Source organism: Candidatus Poribacteria bacterium (assembly GCA_026706025.1).
Taxonomy (GTDB): Bacteria; Poribacteria; WGA-4E; order WGA-4E; family WGA-3G; genus WGA-3G.
Genome location: JAPOZO010000076.1, coordinates 21174 through 35491, shown reverse-complemented (window position 1 = coordinate 35491; position 14318 = coordinate 21174). Strand labels below are relative to the sequence as shown.

At 49.7% G+C, this 14318-nt stretch carries 13 protein-coding genes; 10 read left to right on the top strand and 3 right to left on the bottom strand.

Going from position 1 to position 14318, the window contains the following annotated elements:
* Window positions 1-16: 16 nt before the first annotated feature.
* The 7 genes from OXH00_19420 (at window position 17) to OXH00_19390 (ending at window position 8217) form a co-directional block, all read left to right on the top strand.
* Window positions 17-1915 carry a WD40 repeat domain-containing protein gene (locus OXH00_19420; GenBank protein ID MCY3743193.1) on the top strand — a complete coding sequence of 633 codons (1899 nt, stop codon included), beginning with the start codon at window positions 17-19 and terminating at the stop codon, window positions 1913-1915.
* Window positions 1916-2087: 172 nt separating this feature from the next.
* Window positions 2088-2663 (top strand): superoxide dismutase family protein, encoded by a 576-nt coding sequence (locus OXH00_19415; GenBank protein MCY3743192.1) that lies wholly within the window; start codon window positions 2088-2090, stop codon window positions 2661-2663.
* Between the two features lie 132 nt (window positions 2664-2795).
* The gene (locus tag OXH00_19410) at window positions 2796-3599 is read left to right on the top strand and encodes a phytanoyl-CoA dioxygenase family protein (GenBank protein MCY3743191.1); all 804 of its coding nucleotides are present in this window, start codon (window positions 2796-2798) and stop codon (window positions 3597-3599) included.
* A gap of 17 nt (window positions 3600-3616) precedes the next feature.
* The gene (locus OXH00_19405; GenBank protein MCY3743190.1) at window positions 3617-4444 is read left to right on the top strand and encodes a phytanoyl-CoA dioxygenase family protein; all 828 of its coding nucleotides are present in this window, start codon (window positions 3617-3619) and stop codon (window positions 4442-4444) included.
* Between the two features lie 29 nt (window positions 4445-4473).
* The gene (locus tag OXH00_19400; GenBank protein MCY3743189.1) at window positions 4474-4881 is read left to right on the top strand and encodes a hypothetical protein; all 408 of its coding nucleotides are present in this window, start codon (window positions 4474-4476) and stop codon (window positions 4879-4881) included.
* Between the two features lie 103 nt (window positions 4882-4984).
* The gene (locus tag OXH00_19395) at window positions 4985-6907 is read left to right on the top strand and encodes a hypothetical protein (protein MCY3743188.1); all 1923 of its coding nucleotides are present in this window, start codon (window positions 4985-4987) and stop codon (window positions 6905-6907) included.
* 182 nt (window positions 6908-7089) lie between these two features.
* Window positions 7090-8217, top strand: coding sequence for a mandelate racemase/muconate lactonizing enzyme family protein (locus tag OXH00_19390; protein MCY3743187.1), 1128 nt, complete (start codon window positions 7090-7092; stop codon window positions 8215-8217).
* A 114-nt stretch (window positions 8218-8331) separates the two neighbouring features.
* Here the strand turns inward: OXH00_19390 and OXH00_19385 are convergent, their stop codons facing one another.
* The 3 genes from OXH00_19385 to OXH00_19375 form a co-directional block, all read right to left on the bottom strand.
* Window positions 8332-9261, bottom strand: coding sequence for a zinc-binding dehydrogenase (locus tag OXH00_19385; protein ID MCY3743186.1), 930 nt, complete (start codon window positions 9259-9261; stop codon window positions 8332-8334).
* A 99-nt stretch (window positions 9262-9360) separates the two neighbouring features.
* A complete protein-coding gene (locus tag OXH00_19380) occupies window positions 9361-10251 on the bottom strand; it encodes a type II CAAX endopeptidase family protein (protein ID MCY3743185.1) in 891 nt (296 codons plus the stop codon).
* 50 nt (window positions 10252-10301) lie between these two features.
* Complete coding sequence (locus tag OXH00_19375) at window positions 10302-11462, bottom strand: mandelate racemase/muconate lactonizing enzyme family protein (protein ID MCY3743184.1); 1161 nt, start codon at window positions 11460-11462, stop codon at window positions 10302-10304.
* Window positions 11463-11712: 250 nt separating this feature from the next.
* On the opposite strand from OXH00_19375, the gene OXH00_19370 reads away from it, so the two are divergent.
* The 3 genes from OXH00_19370 to OXH00_19360 are packed head-to-tail and all read left to right on the top strand — an operon-like array spanning window position 11713 to window position 14315.
* Window positions 11713-12558: a carbon-nitrogen hydrolase family protein gene (locus tag OXH00_19370; protein ID MCY3743183.1), complete on the top strand. Its 846-nt coding sequence runs from the start codon at window positions 11713-11715 to the stop codon at window positions 12556-12558.
* A 33-nt stretch (window positions 12559-12591) separates the two neighbouring features.
* Entirely contained in the window at window positions 12592-13845 is a 1254-nt protein-coding gene (locus OXH00_19365) for an amidohydrolase family protein (protein ID MCY3743182.1), read from the top strand.
* Between the two features lie 8 nt (window positions 13846-13853).
* Complete coding sequence (locus OXH00_19360) at window positions 13854-14315, top strand: NUDIX hydrolase (GenBank protein MCY3743181.1); 462 nt, start codon at window positions 13854-13856, stop codon at window positions 14313-14315.
* The last annotated feature ends 3 nt before the right edge of the window (window positions 14316-14318 follow it).

Sequence of the window (14318 nt, the reverse complement as noted above, 5' to 3'; positions counted from 1 at the left end):
AGGGAGATATAAGCGCATGAAGGTGAAAACAACGTTTTTGTTGGCCTTAACGCTCCTAACAGTTTCGAGCGTCGGTATTCTTGATGGGTTCGCGCAGTATGCCGCACATACCCAATTCAGTTTACCCGAGGGGGCGAAAGCACGTCTCGGCAAAGGGAGTGTAGGAGAGGTAACATATTCCCCGGACGGTTTGTTACTTGCGGTAGGAAGTCGGGCAGGTATTTGGCTGTATGATACCAAAACATACGAAGAAGTTGCATTTTTCACTGGAGATATGGACTGGGTTTATAGTGTAGCGTTCAGCCCAGATGGACAGATGCTTGCCAGTGCGGGCCTGAACGAGGATCGCGGGGTGTTAAGTTTCTGGAACATTGCGACGGGCAGGGTCACAATGACACGCACTGATTACCTCCGTGGTGTCAGTAGTGTATCGTTTGGTCCGGATGGTTCACTGTTTGCCAGTGGGGATTATGAGGGGAGAGTTCGTTTGTGGGACCTTAAAAAGAGTGGTAACATCAAAGCAACAGTCACCGGACATATCGGCGGTGTCAGTACTGTATCGCTCAGTCCAGATGGCAAGACGCTTGCCAGCGGAAGTCTGAACCGGAGATATGGGGTGTTGCGTTTGCGGGATGTTGCGACGCATTCAGCAAAAGCGACAGTTACCGGGCATATCGGCGGTGTCATTAGTGTAGCCTTCAGTCCAGACAGCTCGACACTTGCCAGTGCGGGTGGGTGGTTGGACGATACGGTTCGTTTGTGGGACGTTGCGACAGGCGCGGCGAAAGCGACAGTTACCGGGCATATCGGCGGTGTCAATAGCGTAGCCTTCAGTCCAGATGGCAAGACGCTTGCCAGTGGCGGCGGAGATATAGACCAGACGATTCGTTTGTGGGATGTCGAGACGGGTATCGTAAAAGCCACGCTCATCGGGCATACAGGGGGTGTTAATAGTGTAGTGTTCAGTCCGGACGGTTCGACACTTGCCAGTGCGGGTGGGTGGTTGGACGATACAGTTCATTTGTGGGACGTTGCGACAGGTGCATTGAAAGCGACACTCGCTGGACATACAGAGGAAGTCAGTTGTTTATCGTTCAGTCCGAATGGTTCGACACTCGCCAGTGGAAGTAGTGACCAGATAATTCGTTTGTGGGACGTTGCGACGGGTAGGTTCAAAGCGAGGCTTACTGGGCATACGAGTTGGATCAGTAGTGTAGCGTTCAGCCCGGATGGAAAAACACTCGCCAGTGGGAGTGGTGACAGAACAATTCGTGTCTGGGACGTTGCGACAGGTGCGATGAAAAGGACATTCGCTGGGCATACGAGTTGGATCAGTAGTGTAGCGTTCAGCCCAGATAGAAAGACACTTGCCAGTGGGAGTGGTGACAGAACAATTCGTGTCTGGGACGTTGCGACAGGTGCGCTAAAAACGACACTCACTGGACATATGGGCGGGGTCAATAGTGTAGCGTTCAGCCCAGATGGCAAGACACTCGCCAGCGGGAGTCGGGACCAGACGTTGCGTTTGTGGGATGTAGGGACGTGGGCAGTCAAAGCCACACTCACTGGACATACAGGTTGGGTCAATAGTGTAGCGTTCAGCCCAGATGGTTCAATGCTTGCCAGTGGGGGTAACGACAGAAGAGTTCGTGTGTGGGACGTTGCGACGGGTGCGATCAAAGCCACCTGGCGGAAGCATGGGAACGATGTCAGCAGTGTAGCGTTCAGTTCGGATAGTTCAATGCTCGCCAGTGGAAGTCGGGATCAGACAGTGCTGTTGTGGGAGATTCGGACCGGTGCGTTGAAAACGACACTCACTGGGCATACGGGTCGGGTCAATAGTGTAGCGTTCAGTCCGAATAGTTTAACACTTGCCAGTGGGAGTCGGGATCAAACAGTGCTGCTGTGGAACTGAACGCATTCGTCGGATATGCCACCGCTAATCTGGTTCGGACTGGGCAGCCATTTCTCCGAGTGTCCTCCAAATGGGCAACCGATATGATTGAGGTTTTTAGGGATTTTTTCCATCATATTTTTCTTATCAAACTCACGTTAGATTAACAACCTTATAACTAAAGGAGCTAACAATGAAAACGCGTTTAATGTCTATTGGTATAAAGTCAGTATGTTTCCTATTGATCAGTGTTTCGATCCTATTGACGGGTTGCGAGAGAGTTCAGCAACAGGCGGGCGTTCTTCCAACGGCACCCGCAGAACAAGCACACGCCGTGATTGGTTCATTGAACGACAGTGGCGTAACCGGAATGGCAGTTTTCACACAAAACGGCGACCACATTACGTTTATGGCTGAGATTCAGGGCGCGTCTCCCGGTCTGCACGCCATTCATATCCACGCAAACGGTGATTGTAGCGCGCCCGACGGGACATCCGCTGGCGGTCACTGGAATCCCACTGATGTTGCGCACGGAAAGTGGGGAGAAGGTGAGTTTCATCTTGGAGATATTGGCAACATCACTGTCGGCGAAGATGGAACCGGTCGTATTACATTGACAACAGACCTCTGGGAAATCGGCACCGGTTCTGACGTAGATGTCGTCGGCAAAGGTATCATTGTCCATGCTGATGCGGACGATTTCGTCTCGCAACCTTCGGGCAATGCGGGTGCGCGTATCGGGTGCGGTGTCATCGTATTAACGGAATAGGACTTACGCAAAATTCCTTTCTTTCCTCACAGCATCGGAAGATTAGAAGGATGGAAGCGTGGAAGGCGGATTTCCATCCTTCCTTTCCTTTCATCCTTTCAACCCAATATTTGCTTTGAAGGAGTACTGAAAATGTCAAAAGCCCTCTCACTTGTGGCACATAACGATTTAGAGAGCCAAGTTGAAGCACTTGAAACGGACGGTTATGTCTACTTCCCCAGTGTGCTTAACGCCGATGAAGTCGCCGAATTGCGAGCCACTATGGACCGATTAGAGACGATCCCGGAGTGTTTGGATCGGCATCAAACGCCTCAAAATGGCGACGGATTCCTAAATAAAATCATCAACAACTCGTTTAATCGCGACCTGTTGTATCTCCAATTCCTTGACAAATCACCGATTATTGAAGTTGCCGAGGCGACGCACGGCGAGGATTGCCATTGCATCGGTATGCAATCGTGGATAACAGGACCCGGCCGTCCAGATCAAGGGTTGCATACCGATTGGCTGCCCATCAGTCTACCCACAGATGTTCGTTCCGATCCACGCGTTAAAGTCCCTATCTTCATTACGACTGCGCATTACTATCTCAATGATATGTATGAGGAATTGGGACCGACGAAGTTTGTACCGGGCAGCCATTTCTCCGGATGCTCTCCAAACGGCGCAACCGAGTGGAATAACCGGGGCGAAGAGAGTATTTTATGCAATGCGGGGGACGTGGTGCTTTTTCGCAGTGAAGTCTGGCATCGTGGCTCTGCTAATACGAGTGACGAAACCCGTTACCTTTTGCAGGTACACTATGCCATGCGGATGATTACACAGAAATACCCGCCTTATTTGAACAAATTTCAGTTTGATCAATCAATTCTCGCGCAAACGAATCCTCGACAGAGACGGCTCCTCGGCGACCATCGACCCAGTAATTACGATTGAGAAGCACCTAAGACACCATGAATACACAAGTTACAAGCGAGCAGATTGAATTTTACCGTGAGAATGGGTTTCTGGTTATTGACGACTTCCTGAAAGGTGCTGAGTTGTCATTGTGGCAGGATGCTGTTGACGAGGCTATCGCAGAACATGTGAGTCGTGATGATGCCTTTCACAATCAGAAAGGGGAAGACAACTACTACAAGAACGTCTTCATTCAATGCGTCAATTTGTGGAAAACGAGTGAGAAGATTAAACAGTTGATTCTTAACCCTGAATTGGGGAAGTTGGCGGCGGACCTCGCTGGCACTTCGGGCGTGCGATTGTATCATGACCACGCCATGGTTAAGCAACCGTGGGCAAATCCGACGAACTTCCATGTTGATAATCCATACGATCCCTTCTACTCACATCAGGCAATCATGTTCTGGGTAGCACTCGACGATACAACCGTCCAGAACGGGTGTTTGTATTTTCTGCCCGGCACACATAAGACGAGCGGTTTCGAGGTTGGCGGAAGTCTCGGGCAGGCTGGCATCGGTGAACTGTTCCGCGAATATCCACAATGGGCAGAGATTGAGCCTTGCGCCGCTGAGATGAAAGCAGGAGCCGGCGTATTCATCAGCGGGATGGTCGCGCATGCAGCAGGACCGAATATGACGACGCGCCCCCGGCGTGCGTTTGCGATGCTCTTTATGCCGGAGGATGCCACATTCAACGGAAAGAAAAGCGCGTTGCCCGATGAAGTGGTCGCGAAATTGAAGACCGGTGACGTGTTGGCGGACGATACGCATCTGCCATTGGTTTTCTCATATCGAAACAGTAGCACACTATCAAATCAGTCTTAAATCGAAAACTAAATATCAGGAGTTTTCTCATGTTGAACGCAAATGTGAATGGGAAAATTATCGTGTTGATTCTATCAATGATATTATTTCTTACCGCTTGTGGTAGCGATGATATCGATGTCGATTATCTTGGGGACTCCTATCCATCTACTTCTCATGTGGATGTTTACTTTTCAGAAGATGGTATAACCGAAGGCTATCTGGTGATAGGACACGCGACTGCAGATGGAGGGGACACAGAGGCGTTACAAGAAAAGTTAATAGAGAAGGCACGCGAGAGCGGTGCTGATGGAATCATATTTGAAGGATTCGATCGGGTAGAGACCGGAGAACAAACCATAGTCAATGACATAGGTGACACAAGTATCGTCAACACGAAAACCAAAAGCGTATTACAGGTTAAAGCGATTTTTATCAAGTACAACAGAAATCTATAAGACGTTGGGGGCAACGGATGGCGTGCCTGCAGAATGCACGTCAATCTAAGAGGCGTCATAATTTTTCTAACTTGTGGGTCAAGATTTTCAAAACAGATCCGAAATGCCGCACACGAAACCCTCCCTATCCCCATCAAAACCGCTTCCATCAGTCCGTTGGTGGTCTATAGCAATTGGACTGATTCTGATCCCTATCAATTGTTATTGGATTACCTATATTGAACTCGTCCAATATTCCGCGCAGCCCACCATCGTCTCGCTGATTTTCACCGTTGTTTTCAATGTACTGGTGTTGATAGGACTCAACCAAATATTCAGGCGATTCCTGCCTCAGATGGCTCTATCCCAAGGTGAACTCTTGGTCATTTACGCCATGCTATCCGTTGCCTCAGCCACTGCGGGACACAGCATGATGGAGATTTTGGTTCCCACATTGGGGCACGCGTTCTGGTTCGCAACGCCAGAAAATGATTGGAAGGACCTGTTCTGGCGGTATATTCCGAGATGGCTTGCCGTGGCAGACAAGGATGTTCTTTCGGGCTATTACGAGGGAGATTCTACGCTCTACACGAAACAGCATCTGTTAGGCTGGCTAACGCCTGTGATGAATTGGTTTGGCTTTCTCCTTGCGATGCTTTTTGTTATGGTTTGCATCACGCTTATCGTGCGGAAACCGTGGACGGAAGATGAGAAACTGGCGTATCCGATTATCCAACTTCCAACGCGAATGACAAGCGAAGGTTTTTTTACCAACAAGCTGATGTGGATCGCTTTCGGACTTGTAGCGGCTTTCGATATCATTAACGGTCTCCACCACGTTTTTCCCGCAATACCTTCCGTATATGAGAAAACATACCGTTTCAGGTTCACAGAGAAACCCTTCTCCGCAATGGGGTGGCTGAGATTGGGGATTTACCCTTTCGTTTTAGGCATCGGATTTCTGATTCCGCTGGATCTGCTGTTTTCGAGTTGGTTTTTCTTTTGGGTATGGAAGGGACAACAACTCATCGGCAGCATTGCGGGCTTAGACGGAACGGGTTATCCTTACATCAACTATCAGGGATTCGGTGCATATATGGGCATTTTTCTGATTGCGGTATGGAGGGGTAGAAAATACCTTCAGAATTTACTGGGTGTGAAAGTCCATCCTGCGCCCGCGTCGGATGAACCGATGTCGCACCGGACTCTTATTCTCGCACTTATTTCTGGGGTGGCGTTTCTGATCTTCTTTTGTTTGAAAGCAGGTATGTCCCTCTGGGCGATTCTTGTCTTCTTCGGACTCTATTTTGCCTTTTCAACGGCGGTTTCCCGGATGCGCGCCGAACTCGGATCACCGATGCACGACTTGCACTATACGGGACCCGAACGGGTCATGGTCGCCGCTGTAGGCACTCGTTCGCTGGGACCGAATAACCTTTCGATGTTTTCTTTTTTTTGGTTTTTTACGCGCACCTTCGATTCGCATCCGATGCCGCATCAACTTGAAGGCTTCAAACTCGCCTCAACGTCAGGCATCCGGAGTCGTTTTATGCTGTTTGCGATCCTTATTGCTTTGGTCGTCGGCATCCTCTCACAGTTTTGGGCACTTATATCCATCCCTTACCGCCTCGGTGCTGTACACGAGATGTCTCGCGTGCCAATCATATACGGTTCAGAACCGTGGCGGAATTTGCAGAATTGGTTAACACATCCACTTTCCCCGGACTATTGGGCGTTAGGATTTACGGGAATTGGTCTACTGTTCGCGCTTTTTCTTATGTTGATGCGGATGAAGTTTTTCTGGTTTCCTTTTCATCCGGCAGCCTACGCCGCCGTATGTGGGAGTTGGGCGGTCAATTACATCTGGTTTACGCTATTGGTGGCGTGGGGATTGAAATTAATTCTGCTGAAATATGGCGGACGAAATGCCCATCGGAAGGCGATGCCGTTTTTTCTGGGGTTGATACTGGGACAATTTACCGTCGGGAGTCTGTGGACAATATTGGGCATGCTGTTTAATATACCGACTTATGGCATCTGGCCGTAGTACAATGTAGTTGTATTATCTTACAAAACCGATCAATCTTGCTGTAGCAGTGAACTGTGTACGCAATATCGTTAACTTCGTAACATCAAAAACGTTAGCACTTAACATAGTGGAGTGCGGATTTAAGGAACGCACTCGATAGTTTAGACGCGCTTAACTTCTCCGCAAGGAACATTAAAAATATGAAAATTCAAAAAATTCAGGCGTTTCCACTTGCCTACCCAGAGCCGCACTACAAAGGTATCGAACGTTACATCACGCTGGCTCGCGTGGAGAGCGACGATGGTCTTGTCGGTTGGGGAGAGTGTATCTCACAATTTCGAGAAGCAACACTCGCAACAAAGATAATCATCGAGCAGGGATTTGCACCAATGCTTACCGGTGAAGATGCTTTAGATGTGGAACGACACTGGCATAAAATGCTTGACCACATCTGGTGGTATGGCCCCGAAGGCATCGCCGCGTTTGCCGTCAGTGCTGTGGATATGGCGTTATGGGACTTAAAAGGCAAGGCACTCGATTTACCTGTTTGTAAACTCCTTGGGGGTCAAATACACGACAAAATCATTGCAATGGCATCAATCATCTTTGATATGGAGGACCTGGAATGGACGCTCAACGAATTTCGGTGGTTGCGAGAGCAAAACTACCGCGTTGTTAAAGGCGGTTGGGGAATGCGACCAGAGGCAGTATTCGGTCTCGACCGCCAACGCGACCTTGAAATGATTCGTCGCATCCGTGATGTCATCGGAGACGAACTTGAGTTGGTCATTGATACGCCGGGACACCGTCGCATTTGGGATGTCCCGACAGCCATCCAACGCTTCCGGGATCTCGAACCCTATCGGCTCAAATGGATTGAGCAACCTCTACCGCCCGATAACTTTGAAGCGTATGCCCAATTGCGATCGGCGATCATGACACCCATCGGTACGGGTGAGGATGAATGGGATGTCGAAAGTTACAAACGGCTTATCCAGTCCGGTGGTGTCGATATCGTACAAATTGATCCGGGACGTTGCCACGGACTCACTGGCAGCCGACATGTTATCAAATTGGTTGAGGCAGAGAGTCTTCAGTTCAGTGCACATTCATGGAGTAGTGCTTTAAAAACCGCCGCGAGTCTGCACATGCTCGCGAGTTCGCCACACGCCGATTGCACGGATTTCAAACCCCACGAATCCCCGATGCAGCATGAATTGGTCAGCGATCCGTGGGTGCAAGAGGACGGTTATGTCGCCATCCGCGACACGCCGGGGTTGGGGGTCACGGTGCGAGAGGATGTTGTGCAAAAGTATCTATTTGGATAGAAGTGCAACTATATCAGAAGCACAAACGACAGCGGAGCGTTTTGTGTTTGTAGGCGATCCTGCGTGATACTTTATCAATTTGAGGACACCAATTATCGTTCAGCATCTATACCTCTACACCGCTTTCACGACCCCTTTGATGTAACTCCCGTCTCCGTTTGTCGCTGCCTTGAGAAGTGCGGGATAGTCCTCAAGCGGGACGATATGCGTTATGAGTGGTTTCAGGTCAATGATACCTCGCTCAAGGAAGCGGATGGCTGGCGGAAACGAATCCCGAACCTGCGCGCCCGGCGATGAACTCACCAAATTAAACGCGCCGCCATGCCATTCGCCACCGTTGAACGTCACTTCCTCTCGAATACAACCGAAAAGATTGATATGTCCGCCTCGGCGCACAATTTTGGTGGCGAGATTCAACCCTGCAGCCTTACCAGAACAGTCAAACACCACGTCAATTGAACGTGCTCTCAGTTCTGACACCAACTCGGAGACACCTATTTCCTTAGGATTATACGTGAATTTAGCACCGAACGACGCTGCCAATTTCAGGCGTTCCTCAACGAGATCAATAGCGATAAGGTCATTTGTGTAAAATCGGCTCAGTGCTTGGACGAACATAAGTCCCATAAAACCGCATCCGATAACCGCAACGTTGTCGGCAGGTCGTAAGGGTGCAGTGTCGAGACCTGTTACAACACATGAGACCGGTTCAACAAGCCAATATTCGTCCGCAAGGTCCGATTCTGGAAGGACATATACATCGTCGGTTGAACAGTTCTTGATACCATCGAACCCCAACTCTACACTCGCAACACGCATCCCTTCTTTGACGTCTCGGACACCGCTTCCAACTTTTGTGACATAACCAACACCTTCATGACCCGGAGGTGCATAGCCACCGTTCCGAAAAGTCGCTAAATCCCATGCACAGACACCACATGCGGCATGCCGAACCTGCACTTCATCAGCTTGTGGATCGGGGACATCAATATCAATGATCTCAACACCGCCGTTCTCTCCATACTTAATCGTTTGCGTTTTCATCGTTTGATACGCCCTTTCTTACATTGATTCAATAGCGAACGATAACGTGATTTCCCCAAATTATAGCATACATCAGATGAGATATGGACAATTTTTGGGTTATCCGGTGGTGTCGTTTTCACAGTCAGCAGATTCGGAAAGGTATGGAACGCGCCAATCGGTCTTTAGGATATAGCGTCTCCAGAATAAGATAACGCACGGAATGCTAATGACGAGTGTTATCAGCCCTATCATCCATGATTCTTGAAACTCAGCAAGCGTTTCGTATGAAGCAGGGGTGTCAATATCCATTGTGAGAGATTCTATGATCCACGCTGTTAGGTTATTTACGATATGGAGACTCATCGGAACAAAGAGCGACTTGGTTCGGATATAGAGAATCGCCATCGCACAAGCGAAACAGAACGCGCCCAAGAAATTAGCATGCAGAAGCGCAAAGACAGCGGATGAAGCGAGAATCGCCCGTGGCACCCCCCACTTGACAGTCCATCGCGTTAGCAAAATGCCACGTGCGAAGAACTCTTCCAGCACGGGTGCGACTAACACAATCGTTAGGTAGTTGATTGCGTTCGCAAGGATATAGTTGTCGCCTCGCCCCCAGATCATTATTGTGGAGTCCTCAAGGTACCACGACTTGACAAATCTGGGAAAAACATAGGACAGTGGTAGATACAAAACGTAGATAGCTGCAATGGCGACGACTACAAGTGGTACTACCCAGAGGGTGTATCGTCCCAACGTACGCCATGTTGGGAATATCCCGAATAATTGGTCGTAAGACAAACCCGCACGGGATAGTGCCCCAAAGTTAAAGAGAAAAAAGAAAGCGTATAGAAATAAACCGGTCAGTGCTTTTGGAAGTGGCGCATCTCTGCTGTATTTAAAGAAGATTAAGACAATAATGATAGTGGCAATAAAAGCGAGAATACCACCCACTACCAGTTTCCTAGCACGAAGTTCGCGACGCGTTTCAAACGGATTGTCTTGCATAGAGATATTCACCTTTGCTGAGTGGTTATAGGCTCTAAAATTACAGCGTGCTACCAGTTCGTATGCGAACCGTCACGTCGACGTAGGTGTGGAGGTTCCGAGAACTTGAATGTCTGCGCCGTTACCAATTCTTCGTTAACTTCGACTCCCAAACCAGGACCGTCCGGTACCGGTATAGAGGCACCTTCAAGTTTGTGTTGGATAGGAAACAGATCCTCATCATAGTGTCCAGAATTTTCTGTTGGCGAAGTCCGGATTTCCAACCAAGCGAAATTGGTAACAGCAGCTGCGAGATGAACCGTCGCAGCCGTGCAGATAGGACCTAACGGGTTGTGTGGCATCAAGTCAATATAGTGCGCCTCGGCTAAGCCCGCAACCTTCATCGATTCCGTCAAACCCCCGACATTGCACACGTCAAGACGTGCAAAGTTCGTGATACCGCGTTCCAAATACGGGAGGAACTGCCACTTACTGGAAAACTCCTCACCGATAGCAAACGGTACATCCACCATCGTCCGAAGCGATTCATACGCCTCTGGAGTCTCGTCTCGGATCGGCTCTTCTAAGAAATCAAGCGTGCCGGAGGGCATACGTTGGCAGAAGGATGCGGCTTCCGCAACACTCAGCCGATGATGGTAGTCTATGCCAAGCACAGGTTCAGGTCCGATGGCTTCTCGAAGTGCTGTCAACCACTCCGCCGCCAGACTGATGGATTCACGTGGCTCAAAGATGTTCTCCTCGCCCGGTTTCGCGCGATGCAATACATTTGTTCGGATGACGTTCCACCCCTTCTCAAGCAATAAATTTGCGTTTTCTATCAATTGCTCAACCGTAGCCGCACCTGTTGTAGCAAAACACGGAACAGTGTCGCGTTGCCTTCCACCGAGCAATTGATAGACAGGTACATTCAATGCCTTTCCGACAATATCGTGGAGTGCGATGTCAATCGCTGAGATCGCGCCTGTTAAGGCACGACCGCCCTCAAAATACTGGCTCCGGTACATCTCCTGCCACAACCCACCGATTTGCATCGGGTCGCGCCCAATCAGGAATTCTCGGTAGTGCTTAACCGCCCCAACGACCGCCAATTCTCGACTTGACAGTCCAGATTCGCCCCAACCGTATATACCCCTATCAGTCTCTACTTTAACAATGAGTTGGTTTCTGTGTCCCACCCAAACGGGATAAGGTTTGATGTCAGTGATTTTCATGACAGATTTTCTCCTGTGCAGATTTCATAGTAGATACCTAATCCTTATACCAAATCGCTTGGCACTTGTCAATCGATTTTTGTGTACTGTTAGTGGTGTTCAGTTCTTTTGCCGTAGGAGGAATTTCCGAATCCCGACTTCCGTGCGACAAACGGGTAGAAAACCGAACGGCTCTGTACCAGATGCCTGCAATTCTTGAATCAAACGGATAAGTATGCTACAATGGCGGAAAAGAGGAGGAGGCATCGAAATGGCAAATAATCAGATTAAAGTCGCTGCATGCCAATTGCTTACAAGTGAAGACGTTTCCGCCAGCACCGCAAAAGTGCTTCAGCAGATCGAAACATCTGCGGAGATGGGCATCCAGATTGCGGTATTTCCTGAAGGGTGTCTGTTCGGTTACTGTTGTCGGACAGACTATTGGGAACGAGTTTCTCCACAGGTTTTTAAAGAGGCTGAGGCAAAAATTGCCGAGGCCGCGCGTCGGCACGCGATGGCTGTTGTCGTCGGTTCCGCGCATCACGATGGCGAGAATTGGCACAACGATTTAGCGATTTTTGACCAGCAAGGGAGCCTGAAATACCGTTACGGTAAGACTTTCCTCGCCGGGGAGAAGTGGTGCACCAATAACCGTGGTAAACTACCGATTGTGCAACTTGCAGGCGTTGACTGTTGCTTTATCATCTGCCACGATGTGCGCTATCCAGAGTTGGTTAAGTTACCCGCGGCGATGGGGGCGCAACTCTGCATTTTCTGCTCGTGTGAAGCAGGGTTGTTATCGGAATACAAGTTGTCCGCTTACCGAGCCATGCCGATTTCACGTGCGACAGAAAATGGTATTTATCTCGTGATGGCGAATACACCCGCGAATCCTGATGACATCCGTTCGCCGGGCTCATCACACGGGAACTCGAAGATTATACATCCAGACGGCAACGTTATTAAAGAGGCTGGATTCTTCGGAGATGACATCGTATCGGCAACAATAGACCTCTTAAAAGCGACAGGTTCACAGGCAAAACGGACTTGCAACGAAGACACAATCCTTCGGGAATGGTTCCGACACGGATGCACGGAGTTCGTCGTAAAGGTCTGATATCAACAAGGCAATTTAGAAGGAATCGGATTTATGTCAAACCAAACTGTTCAGATTCATGCGGCTCGACTCGTTGACGGGATAAGCACATCCGCTAAAACCGATCAGGCAATCCTCGTAACCAACGGACGAATTGATGCTGTCGGACATCAAGAAGAGATTGCGAAACAGACACCACCTGATGCACAAATCGTTGATCTCGGCGATGCGTGCCTCGCGCCGGGTCTCATTGATGGGCATACACACCTGAGCCTCGCAGGTGACGGACGGAACTACGTTCAGATGTTCTCTGAAACCGATGAGATGATGGTGCTGACCGGTGCGATGAATCTGCAACGCCATCTCGCAGCGGGGATTACCACAATCCGCGAACATGGCGCGAGAAATAAAGTCGGATTTACGCTCAAAGAAGGACTTGAGCGCGGTTACATCCCAGGTCCGCGTGCCTTCGTGAGCGGACGACCGATTACTTGCACAGGCGGACATTTCCACATGTGCAACGAGACAGCAGACGGTGAGGCTGAAATGCGCCGCTCTGTCCGTCGATTGGTTCATGAAGGCGCAGATTATATCAAGATTATGGCATCAGGCGGTGGCACTGCTGGAACGATTCCCGGACGCGCCAGTTACTCTGTCGCCGAGTTGCATGCCGCTGTTCACGAGGCGCACCACTTTCATCGGCTCACGGTGGCGCATTGCCGAGCGAAGGAATCTATGGTGCGTGCGGTTGAGGCAGGCATTGATTTGATGGAGCATGCCGAGTTTCTCGACCCAGATGGTGAACTCCGATTTGACCCTAAAATTGCCGAGATGATGGCGGAGTCTGGCATATGGATTAGTCCGACCCTCCAAGCGTGGACGGGTTATCCGCGCATTGTTGAACTCCGTGCGAAACGTGATAGCAACGCGATTTCTGCTGATGAAGCAACCGAATTACAACGACTTGAGGCACGGGCAGAAGTACGCTTAGATGTGATGCGCCGTATGCTCGACTACGACCTTCGTGATAGGATTGTGCCGGGTACCGATTCAGGTGTTGGTAACCTTGCATTCGGTCATCTTGATTATGATTTGCAGCTGCTGGTTCAAGTTGGATTTACGCCTGCGGAGGCACTTATCTCAGCAACCCGTATCTCCGCGGAGGCAATCGGGATGGCAGACGACATTGGGACCATTGCCCCGGGCAAAATCGCTGATCTCGTTGCTTTCGAGGGCGATCCAACGAGCGATGTAGATGCCTTTAGTCGGGTAATCGCGGTATTTCAAGCGGGGCAGCGGGTGAAGTGAAGCACAATATGCAGTCAAACATTGACCACATTCTCATTCAGCAGTTGTTGGCTGATGCTCAAAAAGACGGCGTGCAAAAATTGGTTGTGGGCGCGGTCATCTACAAAAATGACAAGTTCCTGCTTTTGGAGCGAGTTTTATCTGACTTCATGGGTGGATTCGTTGAAATTCCGAGCGGGACCGTAGAGGCAGGAGAAGAACTACTCACCGCACTCCCCCGGGAAGTACAGGAAGAGACAGGACTTATTGTAATATCAGTCCTTGAATACCTCGGATCCTTTGATTATAGATCCAGTTCCGGCAAAAAAACGAGACATTTCAACTTTCTTGTTGAGGTCGAGGCGGGAGAAATCAAACTCAGCCCTACCGAACATCAAGCATACTATTGGGTTGCGTTGTCCGATGTGGCGTTCACAACGCTTAACATCTCGGACGCTACCAAGGCGGTTCTCAAGACTGTGGCGCAATAATAA